Annotated in this window: 15 protein-coding genes and 1 riboswitch; of the genes, 7 read left to right on the forward strand and 8 right to left on the reverse strand. The window is 69.7% G+C overall.

Translation table 11 applies throughout. The features are described 5' to 3' along the window. Positions 1–368 precede the first annotated feature (368 nt). Positions 369–776: a RidA family protein gene (locus AKG07_RS00005; RefSeq protein WP_053095391.1), complete on the reverse strand. Its 408-nt coding sequence runs from the start codon at positions 774–776 to the stop codon at positions 369–371. Between the two features lie 25 nt (positions 777–801). Here AKG07_RS00005 and AKG07_RS00010 point away from each other — a divergent pair, with 25 nt between their 5' ends. The 5 genes from AKG07_RS00010 to nagB all read left to right on the forward strand — a co-directional run bounded on the left by AKG07_RS00010 (position 802) and on the right by nagB (position 8,327). Continuing rightward, entirely contained in the window at positions 802–2,019 is a 1,218-nt protein-coding gene (locus tag AKG07_RS00010; protein ID WP_233277294.1) for an alanine racemase, read from the forward strand. Then, positions 2,010–5,264 carry a family 20 glycosylhydrolase gene (locus tag AKG07_RS00015; RefSeq protein ID WP_053095393.1) on the forward strand — a complete coding sequence of 1,085 codons (3,255 nt, stop codon included), beginning with the start codon at positions 2,010–2,012 and terminating at the stop codon, positions 5,262–5,264. The genes AKG07_RS00010 and AKG07_RS00015 overlap by 10 nt, the downstream gene beginning before the upstream one ends. A 79-nt stretch (positions 5,265–5,343) precedes the next feature. After that, positions 5,344–6,531, forward strand: a complete 1,188-nt coding sequence (locus AKG07_RS00020; protein ID WP_053095394.1) for an ROK family transcriptional regulator — start codon at positions 5,344–5,346, stop codon at positions 6,529–6,531. A 58-nt stretch (positions 6,532–6,589) separates the two neighbouring features. Continuing rightward, the gene (locus tag AKG07_RS00025) at positions 6,590–7,555 is read left to right on the forward strand and encodes an ROK family protein (RefSeq protein WP_171821895.1); all 966 of its coding nucleotides are present in this window, start codon (positions 6,590–6,592) and stop codon (positions 7,553–7,555) included. Continuing rightward, on the forward strand, positions 7,548–8,327 hold the full coding sequence (gene nagB, locus AKG07_RS00030) for a glucosamine-6-phosphate deaminase (protein ID WP_053095395.1): 780 nt from the start codon (positions 7,548–7,550) through the stop codon (positions 8,325–8,327). Before AKG07_RS00025 ends, nagB begins: the two co-directional genes overlap by 8 nt. 12 nt (positions 8,328–8,339) lie before the next feature. On the opposite strand, the gene AKG07_RS00035 is transcribed toward nagB, so the two are convergent. From AKG07_RS00035 to AKG07_RS00060, 6 genes are all read right to left on the reverse strand, one after another. Beyond that, entirely contained in the window at positions 8,340–8,747 is a 408-nt protein-coding gene (locus AKG07_RS00035) for an NUDIX hydrolase (protein WP_053095396.1), read from the reverse strand. Further along, a complete protein-coding gene (locus AKG07_RS00040) occupies positions 8,740–10,104 on the reverse strand; it encodes an FAD-binding oxidoreductase (protein ID WP_053095397.1) in 1,365 nt (454 codons plus the stop codon). The genes AKG07_RS00035 and AKG07_RS00040 overlap by 8 nt, the downstream gene beginning before the upstream one ends. After that, the gene (locus tag AKG07_RS00045) at positions 10,101–10,472 is read right to left on the reverse strand and encodes a YrdB family protein (protein WP_053095398.1); all 372 of its coding nucleotides are present in this window, start codon (positions 10,470–10,472) and stop codon (positions 10,101–10,103) included. Before AKG07_RS00045 ends, AKG07_RS00040 begins: the two co-directional genes overlap by 4 nt. Before the next feature lie 30 nt (positions 10,473–10,502). Continuing rightward, a complete protein-coding gene (locus AKG07_RS00050) occupies positions 10,503–12,692 on the reverse strand; it encodes a sigma-70 family RNA polymerase sigma factor (protein WP_082297753.1) in 2,190 nt (729 codons plus the stop codon). A 428-nt stretch (positions 12,693–13,120) separates the two neighbouring features. Beyond that, entirely contained in the window at positions 13,121–14,287 is a 1,167-nt protein-coding gene (gene nagA, locus AKG07_RS00055) for an N-acetylglucosamine-6-phosphate deacetylase (protein ID WP_053095400.1), read from the reverse strand. Beyond that, positions 14,284–15,813, reverse strand: a complete 1,530-nt coding sequence (locus tag AKG07_RS00060) for a family 20 glycosylhydrolase (protein ID WP_053095401.1) — start codon at positions 15,811–15,813, stop codon at positions 14,284–14,286. Before AKG07_RS00060 ends, nagA begins: the two co-directional genes overlap by 4 nt. Before the next feature lie 52 nt (positions 15,814–15,865). Then, positions 15,866–15,950, forward strand: a riboswitch (ZMP/ZTP riboswitch). A 35-nt stretch (positions 15,951–15,985) separates the two neighbouring features. Between AKG07_RS00060 and glyA the strand changes: the two genes are divergently transcribed. Together glyA and AKG07_RS00070 are read left to right on the forward strand one after the other, a co-directional pair. After that, the gene (gene glyA, locus AKG07_RS00065; protein ID WP_053095402.1) at positions 15,986–17,260 is read left to right on the forward strand and encodes a serine hydroxymethyltransferase; all 1,275 of its coding nucleotides are present in this window, start codon (positions 15,986–15,988) and stop codon (positions 17,258–17,260) included. Beyond that, entirely contained in the window at positions 17,257–18,135 is an 879-nt protein-coding gene (locus AKG07_RS00070; protein ID WP_053095403.1) for a bifunctional methylenetetrahydrofolate dehydrogenase/methenyltetrahydrofolate cyclohydrolase, read from the forward strand. The genes glyA and AKG07_RS00070 overlap by 4 nt, the downstream gene beginning before the upstream one ends. Before the next feature lie 102 nt (positions 18,136–18,237). Here AKG07_RS00070 and AKG07_RS00075 read toward each other — a convergent pair whose 3' ends face one another. Further along, a complete protein-coding gene (locus AKG07_RS00075; protein WP_053095404.1) occupies positions 18,238–18,792 on the reverse strand; it encodes a hypothetical protein in 555 nt (184 codons plus the stop codon). Positions 18,793–18,827: the final 35 nt, after the last annotated feature.

Genomic DNA, 18,827 nt, shown 5'->3' on the forward strand with positions numbered 1-18,827 from the left:
CCGGCGCGATCAGGATCATCGAGGCGGCGGCCGTGCCCAGGGCCAGCGCGCCCACGCCGAGGCCGATCCACAGGCCGAGGCGCTTCTTCTTGGGAGCCGGTTCGATCGGCGCCCAGGCGAGTTCCTGGTCGCCGCTGCGCGGCGGCTGGGAGTCGGTGGGTGCGTCGCCGGAGTCGGCGGGCGCGACAGGATTCGGCTGGTCGCCGGAGGCGGTCGCCTCGGTCAGCTTCTCGGTCTTCGCATCCTGCGCTGAGATCAGATCGGTCACGAACTCACCCCCCGGTTTCTCACGTGTCCTTAGCGATATGCTACGCGATCGCTGATAACGAGGAGGCAACGGTCCGTGGACCGCGGAAATTCCCGATGCGTCAGTCGCTGATGACGGCGAGGCCGTCGATCTCGACCAGCATCTCCTCGCGGGGGAGGCCCGTGAAGACGGTCGTGCGCGAAGGCAGGACCCCGCTGGTGGTGTGCGCTGTCACGAACGCGCCATACGCGTCGTTCATGATCGCGAAGTCCTCGCGCTTGGTCAGGTAGACGCGCAGCATCACGACATCGTCGAATGTCGCGCCGGATGCCTCGACGATCGCCTTGACGTTCTCGAGCGTGCGCGTGGTCTGAGCCGCGACATCGCCGGGGAAGAGGTATTCGCTCGTCTGGGGGTCGACAGGGCCCTGCCCGGAGACCTGCACGATCGGGCCCTTTCGGATCCCCTGCGAGAAGGTGTGAGCGGGAGCGGGGGCGGCGTCGGTCGACACTCGGATCTTCGCGGTCATGCGACCAGCCTAGTAGCCTTGTTAGATGCCTCTACAAATCCCGGATCCTGTTCTCGGCACCTGGGCGAAGGGTTTCCCTCCGCGTTCCGCGGGGCTGCGGCTGTCGGAGGTACCCGACGCGGGCCTGCACCTGTCCGATCTCGTGACGCCGGTGCTGACGGTCCACGAGGCGGCGCTCTCCCACAACGAATCGACCGTCTTCGCCTGGGCGGCGGAACAGGGAGTCGTCCTCGCACCGCACGGCAAGACGACGATGGCGCCGGCGCTCTGGCAGCGGCTGCTCGATGCCGGCGCATGGGGGATCTCCGTCGCGACGCCGTGGCAGGCCGAAGTCGCGGTGGAGGCAGGGGTCTCCACCGTGCTCATCGCGAACGCCGTCACGGATCGTGGCGCCGCGCACCACCTCGGCGCTCTGCTCGCTGCGGCGGCCGATCTCCGGATCCTCTGCTGGGCGGACTCCGTCGAGACCGTCGGCATCCTCGCCGACGCGCTTCACGACGCCGAGCGTCCTCTCGACGTGCTCGTCGAACTCGGTGGCCGGGGCGGGCGCACGGGCGCACGCAGCGTGGAAGAGGGGGAGCGCATCTCCCAGGCGATCGTCGCGGCCCCCGGTCTGCGGCTCGCCGGAGTCGCCGGCTACGAAGGACCGTTCGGTCCCGACCGGTCGGAGGCGTCTGTCGCCGCCGTCGACGCCTATCTGTCCACACTCGTCGACCTGCACCGTCGCCTCGAGTATCCGCCCGGCGTTCGGCCCGTGCTCAGCGCAGGAGGCAGCGCCTTCCCCGACCGGGCAGCGGCGATCCTGGCCCCTCACGGAGCGGATGCCGACATCGTGCTGCGGTCGGGTGCGTTCCAGATCCACGACGACGGCTTCTACTCGCGCATGTCGCCGTTCGGCGCCCTGACATCGACGGCGCCGCTGCGTTCCGCCATGCACGCGTGGTCGCGCGTCGTCTCGCAGCCCGAAGAGGGACTCGCACTGCTGGACGCGGGCCGTCGAGATGTGCCGTTCGACCTCGACCTGCCGGTCCCACAATCGGTCGAGGGGCGGATCACGGCCCTGAACGACCAGCACGCCTTCCTCGCTCTTGCAGACGGGGCGGATGTCTCCGTCGGCGACGTCGTGCGTCTCGGGCTGTCGCATCCCTGCACGGCTTTCGACAAGTGGCGCGTGGTGGCGGTCATCGACGACCCGGATGCGGCGGACCCCCGGGTGATCGGAGCGGTCGCGACATGCTTCTGAGCACCGAGAAGCCCGTGCGCGTGTACCGAGGCGTCACCGTGGTCGACGGCACCGGAGCCGAGAGGTTCGCGGCCGACGTCGCGGTCGAAGGAGCCCGCATCGTCGCGGTGATCCGCGACGGAGATGAGAGGGTCCTGGAACTGCCGGCGGATGCGGTGGAGGTCGCGGGGGTGGGGCGGGTGCTGGCTCCCGGGTTCATCGACATGCACGCGCACAGCGAGCTGGCCGTGCTGCAGGGAGCAGCCCACGACGCGAAGATCCTCCAGGGCGTCACGACGGAGGTGCTCGGCCAGGACGGGCTCGGCTATGCCCCGCTGGACGACGCGACGGCGGCGGTGATCCCGGCTCAGATCGCGGGCTGGAACGGCATGCCGCCCGCCGTCCCCTGGCGTTCGATGGATGACCTGCTCGCTGCGATCGACTCGGCCGCGGTGGGCAACGCCGCGGTCCTGGTGCCGCAGGGCAATCTGCGCATGATGGTGGTCGGTCACGAGAACCGGGCGGCCACACCTGCGGAGATCGCAGCGATGTCCGGCATCCTCGGCGCGGCGCTCGACGCAGGCGCGTTCGGCATGTCGAGCGGATTGACCTACACCCCGGGGATGTACGCCGACACGGCGGAGCTGGAAGCGCTCTGCCGAGTCGTCGCCGAACGCGGCGGCTACTGGGCGCCCCACACCCGAAGCTACGGCGGGGGAGCCCTGGACGCCTATCGGGAGGCGCTCGACATCGGCCGTCGCACCGGGTGCCCGATCCATCTCACGCATGCGACCATGAACTTCGCTCCGAACCGCGGGCGTGCAGCAGAGCTGCTCGCTCTGGTCGATGAGGCGCACGACGACGGCGTCGACGTGACCCTCGACACCTACCCTTATCTTCCCGGTGCCACCACGCTCGCGGCGCTGCTTCCGAGCCGACTGGCCGAGAGCGGCGACCTGCTCGCGACCCTCGCTGCGCTCGATGAGAGCGGACGCGAGACCGTCCGCGTCGAGCTCGAGGAGATCGGCTGCGACGGTTTCCACGGGGAGCGTGCCGACTGGTCGGCCATCCAGATCTCCGGCACCTCGTCGCCCGAACTCGCGGACCTCGTCGGACGGACCGTCGCGGAGATCGCCGAGTCGTCCGGCAGGCGCTCGGTCGACGTGGTGCTGGACACGATCCTCGAGGATGCGGGGGCCACCGGCATCCTGATGCACATCGGCGACGAGGAGAACGTCCGCACGATCATGCGGCACCCGCGGCACAGCGGCGGCAGCGACGGGATCCTGATCGGCGCGAGACCGCATCCGCGGGGCCGAGGGACCTTCCCGCGCTACCTCGGGCACTACGTGCGAGAACTCGGGGTGCTCTCCCTCGAACAGGCTGTGCAGCACCTGTCCGGCACGCCGGCGATGCGGCTGGGCCTCGACCGGGGTGACGCGCCGCGGGGTGTGATCCGCGAGGGAGCGACGGCCGACCTCGTGCTGTTCGATCCCGAGACCATCACGGCGGGGGCGACCTTCGATGCTCCCCACGAGGCGCCGATCGGCGTCGACGAGGTGCTCGTCGGCGGTGTGCCGGTGGTGCTGGCGGGACACGCGTCCGGTGCGACACCGGGTCGAGCGCTGCGAATGACGCCCGCCGCGCATCGTGCCCCGGTCCCGAACATCCCGTCGGTGATCGATCCCGCTGCCGAGCCGTTCGAGTGGACGGTTCACACCCCGGTGTCGGCCCCGGAAGCGCTCGTCGCGAGCGCATCCCGTCTCGGCGAGCATCTCGAAACCGGGAATGCGGCATCCGCGATCACGCTGAGGATCGACGAGTCTCTCGCGGGGGAGCCGTTCGCTCGAGGGCGTGTCGGCGCCGAGGCATTCCGCGTGACGGTGACCGCCGACGGAATCGACGTCGCGGGGGCGAGCGCGGCGGGCGTGTTCCGGGGCGTCACGCTGCTCCGGCAGCTGCGCGAGCCCGGCTCCGATCGCGCTCGGATCCCCGCAGGAACATGGCAGTCTGCTCCGGCTCACACCTGGCGGGGGGTCATGCTCGATGTCGCGCGGCACTTCCGCCCGGTCGAGGACCTGATGCGACTCGTCGATCTGATGGCCGACCACCATCTCACGGTGCTGCACCTCCACCTCACCGACGATCAGGGCTGGCGCTTCGAGGTGCCGGGTTATCCGCTGCTCACAGAGGTGGGCGCGCGCCGCGAGGAGACACAGCGGGGCCACGGGCCGCACGCCACAGTGGTGCCGGGGCTGCACGAGGGTCATTACACGGATGCGGAGCTGCGCGACCTGGTCGCCTACGCCGCGGAGCGATTCGTGACGGTCGTGCCGGAAGTCGAACTGCCCGGGCACATCCAGGCGGCGCTCGCCGCGTACCCCGCGCTCGGCAACACGGATGCGAGCGAGCGCGCTGTCGCGCCGTGGTCGCACTTCGGCGTGAACCCTCGCACCCTCGCGCCGACGGATGACGCCCTCGCGTTCGGGCGCGCGGCGATCGACGCCCTGTGCGACCTCTTCGACTCTCCGTGGATCGGCATCGGCGGCGACGAGGTGCCGGTCACCGAGTGGGCGCAGAGCGCCGCTGCGCGCGAGCGGATGGGCGAGCTCGGTCTCGCGACTCCCCACGACGTGCAGCCCTGGTTCACCGATCACTTCGTCGCCCACCTCCGCAGCCGTGCGCGCATCGCCCTGGCATGGGACGAGGTGCTCGAGGGCGATGTCCCCGAGGGTGTGCGGATCCTCGCGTGGCGGGGTCCCGTCGCGATGCGCGAGGCGCTGAGGTGCGGCATCCCCGTGATCGCGTGCCCCGACCTCGAGGTGTATCTCGACTACCCCCAGTCGGAGTCGGCGGAGGAGCCGATCCGGGTCGGCCCGCCGCTGCCGATCGAGCAGGCCTACACGCTGCGCATCGAGGACGGCGCGGTCGGCGGACAGGCCAACGTGTGGACCGAGCACCTCCCGACGAGAGATCGGGTCGACTTCGCGATGTTCCCTCGTCTCGCAGCGATCGCCGAACGGCTGTGGGACGGCGGCGAACCACCCTCGTATGAGGGGTTCGCGCGACGTCTTCCCGTCCATCTCAGACGCCTCGCCGAGTCCGGTGTGCGGTATCGTCCTCTCGACGGTCCGACGCCCGTGCAGAGGCGTCCTGGAGTGCCGGGGAAGCCTCTGACACGCGAGGCGCGGCAGGCGATAGTCGCGGGCCTCGTCGAAGGCCTGGCGGACTCGTCGGGCACCGCCGCCGGAGTACTCTCGGCATAATGTAACGTTTCCGTAACCCTCCCTGTGCTAACTGTGGCAGGGGTTGCGAAATTTTTGTTCGTAAGGTCTACTAACAAACATGTCCGTATCGGATGGATCGCGTCCTTCGACGTCGCCAGATTACGTCGCCGCGAGCGCGCACGCCTTCGGCCCGGGGCGCCACCTGCGCTCTCGCTCGAAGGTGCTCCCGGAACACGCTCGCGGTCACAACCGCGCGCTCGTGCTGCAGACGCTCTATCACTCGGGAGCGATGAGTCGAGCGGACCTCTCTCGCGAGACCGGCCTCACTCGGGTCACCATCTCCGACCTCGTCGCGGAGTTCATCTCCGACGGCATCGTCGTCGAGATGGGAGTGCGCGAGACGGTCGGACCGGGCAAGCCTCCGATCCTCATCGACATCGACCGAGTCGGGCACCAGATCATCGGGATCGATCTCTCCGGCCCCCATGCCTTCGTCGGCGCTCTGCTCAGCCTCGACGGCGACGTGCTCGAGCGCCGTGAGGTGCCGCGACCCGAGAGCGCAGACGGCGACGCCGCCTACGCCGCCACGCTGGAGCTGGCCCGAGCGCTCGCCGATACGGCCACGCAGCCCATCCTCGGCGTCGGGATCGGCAGCCCCGGTGTCGTGCGTCCTGACGGCGTCGTGCTCAGCTCGCCCAACCTCGGGTGGAGCAATCTCCCTCTCGAGGCGAAGCTGGGCGTCGATCTCGATCTGCCGGTCCTCGTGCGCAACGACGCCAACGCCGCGGTGCTCGCCGAGTACACGTTCGGCGAGGCGAAGGCCGACTTCATGCTCATCAAGATCGGTCGCGGAGTCGGAGCCGGCGTCATCACCGGCAGCCAGCCGCTGCTCGGCAGTCGCTTCGCAGCGGGCGAGATCGGCCACGTCGTCGTGGGCACCGACGGTGGACCCCGCTGCGCGTGCGGCAAAGACGGCTGCCTCGAAGCGTGGCTGAGTGAGACGCGGCTGCGTCCCGCCATCGCAGACGCCCCCGGATCGCGCGACGAGATCCTCCGCGATGCGGGCACCCGCATGGGCATCGCGATCGCCCCGATCGTCGCGGCACTCGATCTGTCCGAGGTCGTGCTCTCGGGTCCTGAGGATCTGCTCGACGGCGTGTTGATCGACGCCGCGGTCGAGACCCTGCACGCGCGCACGCTCGAGGGCGTCTTCGAGGACGCGCTCATCCGCCGCACACACCAGGACGACATCGTCCTGCGCGGTGCCGCCGTGATGGTGCTGTCCAGCCAGCTGGGCGTCTCGTGATCCGTACCGGCGGGAGCGACCGCGTCCACGAGCCGAAGACGAGCAGGGGCACCATCCGATGACGGATGCGCTCGCCGTCGACCTGTCCGGTCGGCCCATACGAGTGGGCCTGGACGTCGGCGGAACCAAGATCGATGCCGTCGCGGTGTCCGCGGACGGAGACATTCTGGCGCGCCTGCGCCGACCCACCGGCTGGGGTGAGGAGGCAGTCGTCGTCAGCATCCTCGAGACGGTCGATGCGCTCGCCGACGAGGGAGGATTCGCTCGCTCGTCGGTCAGATCGGTGGGCGTCGGGATCCCCGGGCTGGTCGACGCCGACACCGGTCGGGTGCTCCATGCCGTGAATCTCGGCGTCGAGTCCCTGGATCTCGCCGGGCGCGCCGGTCGACAGCTGGGTATCCCCGTCCGCGTGGAGAACGACGTGAAAGCGGCCGCCCTCGGGGCTGCGGTGCTGCGCGGCGTCGACGGGTCGATGGCCTATCTCAATCTCGGCACCGGGGTCGCTGCCGGGATCGTCGTCGACGGCACGATCTGGCGTGGCGCGCGAGGCACGGCCGGCGAGGTCGGGCACCTCTCGGTCGACCCGAACGGCCGTCTCTGCGGCTGTGGACAGCGCGGCTGCATCGAGACCTTCTGCGGCGGAGGCGCGCTCGCCCGAGCCTGGGATCGTCCCGGTGCGCTCCCGGTGCGCGACATCTTCGACGCAGCCGACACCGGTGACGAACGGGCGCTCGCGCTCCGCGCCGATCTCTTCCACGGCGGGGCCGCGGCGGTGCGTGCGCTCGTGCTCTCCGCCGACGTCGAACGCGTGATCATCGGCGGCGGCCTCACTTCGCTCGGCGACAGGCTCTACACGGGCATCCGCGACGCTCTCCGGTCCGATGCCGAGGCCTCGCCCTTCATGCGCTCGCTCCACCTGGACGACAGGATCGAACTGCTCCCTGCCGGCTCTCCCGCCGCGGCCTTCGGGGCCGCGGTCGTCGGCGCAACCACCCCCTCTAAGGAGACCGTTTCCCATGGCTGAAGTCGTCATCGTCGAGAACGCAGAAGCGGCAGGCGCCCTCGTCGCCGCCGAGATCGTCGAGCTGATCGACGGACGTGCGGATGCCGTGCTCGGCCTCGCCACCGGTTCGACGCCCCTCCCCGTCTACAAGGCGCTGCGAGACAGGCTCGCGGGTCGCGACGTCTCGCAGGTGCGCGGTTTCGCCCTGGACGAGTACGTGGGGATCGACCCCGCTCATCCCGAGAGCTACCGCTCGGTCATCACCCGCGAGGTCGTCGAGCCGCTGGGGCTCGACCCGCGACGGATCCATGTGCCCAACGGCGCACAGGCCACCATCCAGCACGCAGGTGACGACTACGAGACCGCGATCGATGCGGCCGGAGGAGTGGATCTGCAGATCCTCGGCATCGGCACCGACGGACACATCGGCTTCAACGAACCCGGCTCGTCGTTCGCCTCGCGCACGCGCGTGAAGACCCTCACCGAGCAGACCCGCGAAGACAACGCTCGCTTCTTCGACTCGATCGACGACGTGCCCATGCACTGCATCACCCAAGGGCTCGGCACGATCCTTCGCGCTCGGCACCTCGTGCTGCTCGCCTTCGGAGAGGGCAAGGCACAGGCCGTGGCGGATGCCGTCGAGGGGCCGCTGTCGGCCATCCTCCCGGGTTCGGCGATCCAGCTGCACCCGCACGCGACCGTCGTCGTCGACGAGGCCGCGGCGTCCCGGCTGAAGCTCGCCGACTACTACCGCTACACCTTCGCGAACAAGCCGAGCTGGCAGGGGATCTGACGCGGTCGGCTCTCAGGGCCGAATCGTCGGCCACGCCAGCGGCAGCAGGTGCTCGATGCTGAGCGGCGCCAGCGGCAGCGTCTCGGCATCCGCGGGTGTGATCCATCGCAGCTCGGCGAGCTCCGCCTGGACGACGACCTCCGCCGCGGCGATGGACACCGAGAACGCGTCGGCCACGACTCGGTGACCGGGCTCGTTGGCCGCCTCGGAGACGAACGTGCCGAGCGGCTCCAGATCGCCCCCATCCAGGCGAAGGCCGAGCTCTTCGTGCAGCTCGCGGATCAGCGTCTGCGACGGGGTCTCCCCGGGCTCGGGCTTGCCGCCGGGTTGCATGAAGCGCGTCGTGCCCTGCTTGCGCACGACGAGCACCCTGCCGGCGTCATCGACGATGACCGCGGCGCTGACGTGGATGTCAGGCATCGGGAGCGAAGACCTTGCCGGGGTTGAGGATTCCCAGCGGATCGAACACCCGAGTGATCTGACGCTGCAGCTCCCACTGGTCGTCTCCGAGCTCGTCGGCCAACCAGCGGCTCTTCAGCGTTCCGATGCCGTGCTCTCCGGTCAGCGTGCCGCCGAGCGCGATCGCGGCCCGGAACAGCTCGTCCGCCGCCGCCCAGACCTCAGCGGGAGGCTCTGCGCCCTCGAAGATGAAGTTCGGATGCAGGTTGCCGTCGCCCGCGTGAGCGACCGTGGGGATCGCCATCGAGTAGGCCTTCTCGATGCGGGCGATCTCGTCGAACATGGCGGGCATGGCGCTGCGCGGCACCGACACGTCTTCGATGAGGGTCGTGCCGAGCGCCGACATGGCGGGGTGCATGGCACGCCGGATGGCCAGGAGGCGCTCTCCTTCTTCGCGGTCATGGGAGACCTCGGTCACACCCTGATGAGCCGTCAGGATGTCGGAGATCATCGTCGCCTCGGCCACTGCCGCCGGACCATCGGTCTGGATCGTCAGCTGGGCGCTCCCGGTCACGGGCGAGGGAAGGTCGAGCAGGGCTGCGACGGCGGCGAGGCTCGCGGAGTCCATCAGCTCCATGATCGCCGGCTGCGCACCCGAGGCGGTGACCGCGGCCGAGGCGGACGCTGCGGCACGCACATCGGGGAAGACGGCCGTCACGGTGCAGGTCGTTCCCTCGACCAGTCGGCGCAGCTTGAGGGTGGCGCCGACGACCACGCCCAGGGTGCCCTCGGATCCGATCACGAGCGAGGTGAGGTCGAGTCCTGTCACGCCTTTGACGCTGCGGTGGCCGAGGTGCAGCAGTCGGCCGTCGGCGAGAACCAGATCGACACCGAGGACCGCGTCTCGCACGACGCCGTACTTCGCACAGAGCAGCCCACCCGCTCCGGTGGCGATGTTGCCGCCGACCGTCGAGATCGCACGGCTCGCAGGATCCGGCGCCCACCAGAGTCCGTGCTCCGCGAGCACGTCGTTGAGGTCGGCGTTGAGGATTCCGGGTTCGACGACGGCAAGCAGGTCGTCGGCCCGGATCTCGTGGATCGCGGTCATCCGGCGAGTGGACAGCACGATCTCGCCCTCGCCGCCGTTCGCCGCGCCGGCGAGACCGGTGCCGGCGCCACGCACCACGACAGGGGTCGCCGTCTCGGTCGCGATGCGCATCACCGTCTGGACGTGCTCGACCGTCTCGGCGTGCACGACCGCGAGCGGCCGCCCGGGCGCCGCATGCCCCGATCTGTCGGCGCGGGCTTCTTCGAGGACCGTCGCATCGGTGTCGACGATGTCGCCGAGTGCGGCGACGAGCAGGTCGAGGGCGCTCATCGGATGCGACGCCGGCCGCTCACGACGCCGGCGCCGACGGCGACCACGGCGAACGCGATGCCGATGAGGGGCTGGTCCATCAGCCACCACGCGATCGTCACGCCGACGTAGATGAGCAGCTCGACGACGACGCGAAGGAACGGATGCAGTCGCAGGACGGGTCGCGGCGAGAGGAAGAGCGCCCAGATCAGGATCACGACGACCGGAGCCCCGATGCCGAGGATGACGTTGTACGGGAAGGGCCAGGTGGCGAATCCCCACAGGGCGAGGGTGCCCACTGCGACGATCAGGACGACCGATCGGACGACGTCGAGAGCGGTGATGGTGGGGCGGTCGACGCCGGGAACGGAGGCGGGATCCTGGGACATGGATCCAGTCTATTCGCCGCCGATGGCGGGTCAGAGCGCGGGCGCGGCCTCGTCTGCGGCCACCTGGTCGACCGGCGCGGTCTCGTCGGCGGGCGCGGTGTCGTCAGCGGGGGCAGGCTCTGCCGGAAGGGCGGTCTGGTCCTCGGTCACGGGCTCTGCCGGAGGAGCGGTCTCGACGGGAGCGGCCGGGGCCTCCGTCTCGGGTGCCGGCGTCTCAGGGGACGCCTCGGCGTCCGGGGACTCGGTCGGGGCAGCGGGTGCTGCCTCGTCCGTCGGCTCGGGGATCGGCGCGATCGCGTCGTCCGGAGTCGGCTCGGAGGGTACCGTCTCGGCGGGATCCGCAGCCGGCCCTCCGCACGAGGGAGCGAGGGCCACGGAACCGAGGGTCACCCCGAGAGCCGAGAGGCTCGTGGTCGTCGGCAGCATCGGACCGGACGCCGTCACGTAGTGGACCTCGAGGGGCGCGCCGAGGAGAATCTGGACGAGACCGGGGCGCAACTCGATCGTGCCGGTCCCTGCGTCACTCAGCGATGTGCCGTCGACGCCGCCGCGGCGTCCGCCGAGCAGCGCTTCGATGTCCGCGCCCGGTTCGCCGGACACATTCACGGTCACATAGGTGACAGCGCGTGCGTCGAGGCAGATGCTCGCGAGGCTCACTTCGATCGGAGTCGTCGGCGCGGCCGGTTCCGTGGGGTTCTCGCCGGGGGTTTCGCCGCCGGGGGTTTCTCCGGGGGTTTCGCCGCCGGGGGTTTCGCCACCGGGGGTTTCTCCGGGGTTCTCGCCGGGGGCTTCGCCGCCGGGGGTCTCTCCGGGGTTCTCGCCCGGGACCTCGCCATCGGGGTTCTCGCCGTCGGGGTTCTCGTCGTCAGGCTCTTCGTCCACGGGAGGGGACGTGGACTCGGGCAGCGCCGGCGCGGTCGACTCGGTCGGGGCCGGGGGTGAGACGATCGCCGGCGCGATGTCCTCAGCGGGCTGGGGGGTGACGGGTGCTTCGACGGGCGGGGTGACGGGCTCGGGCTCGGTCTCCGCTTCATCGACGATCGGCGTCTTGTCGTCGGACATCGACTCGTCGGGCCCGACGTCTGCACTGATCGACGAGGAATCGCTGTCGCCCGCACTCGGCATCGATGCCGCGGGCGTCGCGCCCGTGAGGCTCGGGATGATTGTGGCGGCCGCCACGACGCCGGCGACCACGAGGGCCGCCGATCCTGCGCTGACGAGCGCACCGACTCCGCTGAAGATGCCTCCGGTCGCCGTGCCACCGGCTCCGCCACCGGTCGCTGTGCCTGCGCCGGTCGCGCCGGCTCCACCGGTGCCGCTCGACGATCCGGCGGCGGCTGTTCCGCCTCCCGCAGCCACGACAGCTCCCTCGGTGATCCCCGAGGGCATGGCCGCGAGCGCGACGATGGGCGTACCGCCACCCTGGAGGGTGGCGAGGTAGCCTGCGGAACCCGTGACTCCGAGGACGAGGGGCAGCAGCACGAGGGCCAGCCGCTTGGAGACGTCCTTCGCCTCAGCGGCGACGATCATGCAGCGTGCGCACTGGTCGAGGTGGTGCTCGAGACGGTTGTGGTCCCGCGTGCTGAGGTTGCCGCGCGAGTAGGCACCCAGGTGCTCGATGGTCCACCGGCAGTCGGAACCTTCGGCCGCGCTGCGGAGGTGAGCCTGGATCCACGCTTCGCGAAGTCCTTCACGCGCTCTGAAAGCCAGCTGCGAGACGGCGCCGGACTTCATGCCGAGCAGGGTCGCGGCCTCCTGCGGCTTCATCTGCTCGATCTCTGTGTACCAGAGCACTTCCTGCCAGCGGGAGGGCAGGCTGCGGAACGCCTGCGCGGTCAGGCTGCGATCGAGGGCCTCGTTGGCCGCCTGGTCGGTGCTGTCGGGATCGGCGACGGAGTCGAGCTCGTCGATGGCGGAATCGCGTCGAGAGCGGCCCCAGGCGGCGGCGGTGTTGCGGATGCTCGTGAACAGGTAGGCGCGGAACGATCCGTTCGGTCCGCCGCCCTTGATGATCGCCTGATAGATGCGGGTGTAGGACTCCTGCACGAGGTCGTCGGGGTCGATCGACGACGTGATCGATCGCGCGACCGACATGCCGGAGGGATAGTGCCGCCTCCACAGTTCGCCGAAGGCCGCCGCGTCACCCGAGCGGGTGCGCAGGACGAGATCGGCGTCGGCGATCGTTTCCTCGTGTGAAGTGCTGTCCTGATCCACTGTCATCCATCTGTCGTGGAGCGCGAGTGCGCCTCCACATGAAGAGACGCGTGAACCCCATTTTCATCACGCGTCATCTCCATTCTCTCTCCTATCTCTCAGGCTTGCCACCCCTTCTCGAAAAGTGCTCGCAGAAGACCGGGGGCGAATAAAGACCTGATCACGGGCAGATCAGTCGGGCGCGCGGAAGAACCGTGAAAAAAGATCTGAGAAATCGCGTAATGAATCGGCGTCGACGTCGTCTCATCACTAGAGACAGCCATGGGGCTCCACCGGGGGGCGGAGCTCAGGCGCTGGTGCAAGGGGTAAGTGCACCGGCATGGTGGGTCGGGCACCTCGGGGGAGGAGCGCTCGGCCCGCCAGCTCTCGCAACGTGGGGGGAATTGTGACGGGGTCGCCGATCTGGGGAACGGCGGCCCCTCACCCGCACCGGGCTACGGCCGGTCGCCGACCCACACGCGAGCGACCTGCAGCTGTGCGTTCAGCAGTACCGCGTCAGCGACGAACCCGACCGCCAGGCGACCGATCCGGTCGCCGTATCCGATCGCTCCCGCCGGTGTCTCGGTGAGCGCCCGGACGGCTTCCGTGAGAGGTGCGCCCGCCGCGGTCGCCCTGCGCAGCGCCACGTCGAGGGTGAGCGTCGACCCCGCGATCGATCCCGTGTCGTCCGCGCGCGCGATGCCGTCGAGGACCGTCACGCTCACCGCACCCAGGTCGTAGTGCCCGTCGGCGCTGCCGGCAGCCGCCATGGCATCCGTGATGAGTGCGACGCGACCGGGTGCCGAGTCGAACACGAGCTTGACCACGTGCGGGTCGAGGTGGATGTCGTCGGCGATCACCTCGAGCACCACGCGGCGGTCGGCCGCCGCCGCCAGTACCGGCCCCGGCGCTCGGTGATGGATTCCGGGCATGGCGTTGAAGGCGTGGGTCAGCACGGAGGCGCCGGTCTCGAATGCCGCGTCCGCAGTCGCGGCATCCGCACTCGTGTGTCCCACCGCTGCGACAGCGCCGGCGTCCACGATCATCCGGATCGCCTCGAGACCGCCGGGGAGCTCCGGTGCGATCGTCACCTGCCGGATCGTCCCGCGGCCGGCGTCGAGCAGGCGGGCGACGTCGTCTCGTGTCGGAGTGCGCAGCAGCGACGGCTCGTGAGCTCCGTGGTGCGCCGGGTCGAGGAACGGCCCTTCCAGATGCGAACCCAGGATGTCGGCATCCGACTCCATCAGGTCGGCGATCTGCGCCACGCGTCGAGCGAGGGCGTCGACGGGGGCGGTGACGAGGGAGATCACCGATCGTGTCGTGCCATGAGCGCGGTGCAGAGCGCGAGCCGAGCGGATCGCCTCCGGCCCGTCGTCGAACGACGCTCCGGCGCCGCCGTGGCAGTGGATGTCGATGAATCCGGGTGTGAGCACGGCATCCGGCCCGGCGACGACGGTCGCGTCGACGACCTCATCGGCGGGGGCCCACGTCTGGCCGGTGCCGAGAGCGGCGACCCGCCCGTGTTCCATGCGAACCCAGGCGTCCGCGACCTCGACGCCGTGGTCGATCAGTCGGGCCGAGTGGATGACGACCGATCCCGTCGCTGTCGAAACGGATGTCATTGCTCGCTCCAGGGGATCTCGTCTGCGGGGTGGAAGTCCACGCCCTCAGCCTTCCACAGCGGGGCGAGTGCGCCGAGTCGCCCGCGGAACGACTCCCAGTCCCGGCCGTCGGCGTCGCGCGGTGACCACGCGACCTCCGCCTGAGCGGCGGCCCGCGGGAAGACCAGCTGCTCGACCTCGCTCAGGGTGCGGGTGGTCTCGCTCCACAGCGGAGCCTCGATGCCGAGGATCGCGGACTCCGGGACGTCGAGCACAGCGGTCGGCTCCCACTCGTACGCCCTGCGGACATCGATGATCGCGGCCCAGGTGAGTCCGAGCGGAAAATCCTCGGTGTACTTCATGTCGAGGTAGGCGACGTCGGCGGTCGACATGATCAGCGCCCCGCCGCGCTCGACGAAGTGCGCCGCCTCCTCAGCGTGCGATCCCTCGGGTGTCGTCTTGCCCCAGTACTGGCCGATCGTCCCCTCGGCGATGTCCTTCGCTGCGCCCACCTCGTGCCAGGCGACGGGGATCTTGCCCTCCTCGAACACGATCGCGGTGGCGCGCTCGACGAACAGATCGAAGTCCGCCTGCGGGGTGCCGAGGGACTCGTCGCCGCCGATGTGGATGTACGGACCCGGGGTCATCTCGGTGAGCTCGCGCACGACGTCACGGACGAACTCGTAGGTGCGCTCTTCATGGATGCGGACGCTCGAGTGCCCGACGCCCCACCCGAGATAGGGCTCGCCTGCGACGGGGAGCGGCTGCCCCAGGCGCGCCGATTCGGCGATCAGGCTGTCGTTCATGACCGGATCCTCGACGAGCTCCGGATACGCGACGCCGATGGCGTGCGTGTGACCGGGGAGGTCGATCTCAGGGATCACGACCATGTGCCGCTCAGCGGCGTACGCGACGATCTCGCGATAGTCGTCCTTCGTGTAGAAGCCGCCGGGGTCGCCGAGGGAGGCCGTGGACGAGGCGAGCTCGGTGAGCTTCGGCCACGAGTCGATCTGGATGCGCCAGCCCTGGTCGTCGCTGAGGTGCAGGTGCAGGTGATTGAACTTCAGGGCACTGGTGCTGTCGATGAACTTCTTGACCTCATCGACGTCGAAGAAGTGACGCGTGACGTCGAGCATGACGCCGCGACGTGCGAATCGTGGCGCGTCGGTGATCTCGGCGCGCAGGAACGCCCATCCCTCGTCGTCCTCGCGGAGCAGTTGCAGCAGCGTCTGCATGCCGTAGAAGAGTCCTGCCTCGTCGCCGCCCACGATCTCGACGGAGTCGCCGACTGTGAGCCCGTATCCTTCGGGCGCCGTGGTGGGGTCGATCCGCAGGACGATCGTCGACGCGACGCCGTCGCCGGCGCCGTCGCTGTCCGTCGAGTGCGACAGCCGGATGCCGCTGCGGCGCGCGACGGCGTCGATCAGCTGGGCCGCCGCGGGGGAGTCGCCGATGACTCGCAGGCCGTCGGAGACGGGCAGCCGACCATCGACGGCGATGGAGGAAGCGGGAAGAGGAACAAGGGGCATGGAATGGGGAAGGACCATGAACAAAACCTACCGTGCGCAGAGTCGGCAGCACAGGGAAATCCGCTATGCTTTCTCACGTCGCGACTGGCGTCTGGGTGGACTACCACCGGGGAGCGACTGACCACGGAATTCGACCGCGCGCCTGGGCCGATAGGTACACCCTTCGAATCCGTTGTCAGAGGAGCATGTCATGACCGACCGTTACTTCAACGCCCCACTCTCCGAGGTCGACCCCGAGATCGCACAGGTCCTCGACCGAGAGCTCGCACGGCAGCAGACGTTCCTCGAGATGATCGCATCCGAGAACTTCGTGCCCGTCTCCGTGCTCCAGTCCCAGGGCTCGGTGCTGACGAACAAGTACGCCGAGGGATACCCCGGCCGTCGTTACTACGGCGGCTGCGAAGAGGTCGACGTCGCGGAGGAGCTCGCGATCCAGCGCGCCAAGGACCTGTTCGGCGCGGAGTTCGCGAACGTCCAGCCGCACTCGGGAGCATCCGCGAACGCCGCCGTGCTGCACGCGATCGCTCGGCCCGGCGACACGCTGCTCGGCCTCGCCCTCGACCAGGGCGGTCACCTCACTCACGGCATGAAGATCAACTTCTCCGGCCGCCTGTACGACATCGTCGCCTACGGCGTCGACCCCGAGACCTCGACCATCGACATGGACGAGGTGCGTCGCCTCGCCCTCGAGCACAAGCCGAAGGTCATCATCGCCGGCTGGTCGGCATACCCGCGCACGCTCGACTTCGCCGCCTTCCGTGCGATCGCCGACGAGGTCGGCGCGCTGCTCTGGGTCGACATGGCGCACTTCGCCGGCCTCGTCGCCGCCGGCCTCCACCCGAACCCGGTGCCGCACGCGCACGTCGTCTCGTCGACCGTGCACAAGACGATCGGCGGCCCCCGTTCGGGCTTCATCCTGACGAACGACGCCGACCTCGCGAAGAAGCTCAACACGGCTGTGTTCCCGGGGCAGCAGGGCGGCCCCCTGATGCACGTGATCGCCGCGAAGGCGACGGCGTTCAAGCTCGCGGGCACCCCGGAGTTCAAGGAGCGCCAGGAGCGCACGCTGCGCGGAGCGTCCATCCTCGCCGAGCGTCTCTCGCAGCAGGATGTGAAGGATGCCGGCATCGGGGTGCGCTCCGGCGGCACCGACGTGCACCTGGTGCTCGTCGACCTGCGTGACGCCGCGATCGACGGCAAGCAGGCCGAGGACCTGCTGCACGACATCCACATCACCGTCAACCGCAATGCGGTGCCGAACGACCCGCGCCCGCCGATGGTCACCTCGGGTCTGCGCATCGGGACGCCGGCACTCGCCACCCGCGGCTTCGGCGACGCCGAGTTCACCGAGGTCGCCGACGTGATCGCACTCGCGCTGCTCCCCGGCGCCGACGTCGAGGCGCTCCGCGCGCGTGTCGATGCGCTCGCCGCAGGCTTCCCGCTCTACCCGGACCTGCAGCAGTGACCGCGAAGATCCTCGACGGCAAGGCGGCGTCGGCCGCGATCAAGGCCGAGCTCACCGAACGGGTCGCCGCGCTGAAGGCGAAGGGCGTGGTGCCCGGCATCGCGACCGTTCTCGTCGGAGCCGACCCGGCATCTCAGCTCTACGTCGGTATGAAGCACCGTCAGTCCGAGGCGATCGGGATGAACTCGATCCAACGCGAGCTGCCGGCCGATGCCACCCAGGCCGACGTCGAGGCGCTGATCGACGAGCTCAACGCCGATCCGGACTGCCACGGATACATCGTGCAGCTGCCGCTGCCGAAGCACATCGACACGGACGCGATCCTCGAGCGGATCGACCCGGCGAAGGATGCGGACGGACTGCACCCGACCAACCTCGGTCGACTCGTGCTCAACGTCAACAACCCGATCCACACCCCGCTGCCGTGCACGCCGCGGGGTGTCATCGAGCTGCTGCTGCGCAACGGCTACGACTTCGCCGGCAAGCACGTCGTGGTCGTCGGACGAGGTGTGACGATCGGTCGCTCGATCGGCCTGCTGCTGACGCGACGCGACCTGAACGCCACGGTCACGCTCACGCACACCGGCACGGTCGACATGCCGCGGTACCTGCAGGAGGCCGACGTCATCGTCGCCGCCGCGGGCGTCAAGCACCTCATCCGCGCCGAGGACGTCAAGCCGGGCGCCGCCGTGCTCGACGTCGGCGTGACCCGCGAGACCGACACCGAGACGGGCAAGAACCTCGTCTTCGGAGACGTGCACCCGGATGTCGCCGAGGTCGCGGGCTGGGTGTCGCCGAACCCGGGCGGAGTCGGTCCGATGACCGTCGCCCTGCTAATGACCAACGTCGTCGAGGCGGCGGAACGCCTGGTCTGACCGTCGCCGGTCTCGATCTGCATCGTCGGTCCCGATCCGTGGACTTCCCCTTCCGATCCGCCTGCGGATCGGGGTGAGGCCCGGGATCGGGACCGTCTGCGTTCAGCCCAGCTCGTCGAGCATCCGCCGCTGCTCCGGGGTCAGACCGTCGTGGAGCTCCTCCCGCGCCTCCGCGGCGGCGGTCGTCTCCGGGGCGGGCGTGGAGGCTGCGGGCGCCGGCTTGCGGCGCGACACCTTGCCCTGCACGGCGTCGTACAGCTCGCCGGCCTTCGCCCGCAGCCTGTCGTCGACCTGGTCGTAGATCATCCAGCCGAACAGCAGGAAGAGCGGCGGGAGCGCGTAGCTCCAGAAGCCAGAGGCGCGGACGCCGCTCAGCCAGACGACGGCCACCCAGATGAGCAGCTCGACGAGATAGACGAGGACGTACTGGACGACCTTCTCGCCGGTCCTCGTGCGATCGGCCGCGGACTTCGCCGCCGCGTTGCGGAACGCCGTGGTGAGCAGCGGCTTCACGAAGAGCGCCGCGAGCGTCAGGATGACGGCCGCCCACAGCGCGGTGAACCCGACAGAGACCCCCGACGACAGCAGGCCGATGAGCAGCAGCACCGCGACGTTGAACACGTAGAGTGCGGCGAACCGGACGATTCCGTTCTTCATCTGATCAGAATTCCACACACTCTCGGATGCCGCGG

The organism is Microbacterium sp. CGR1, from assembly GCF_001266755.1.
GTDB lineage: Bacteria > Actinomycetota > Actinomycetes > Actinomycetales > Microbacteriaceae > Microbacterium.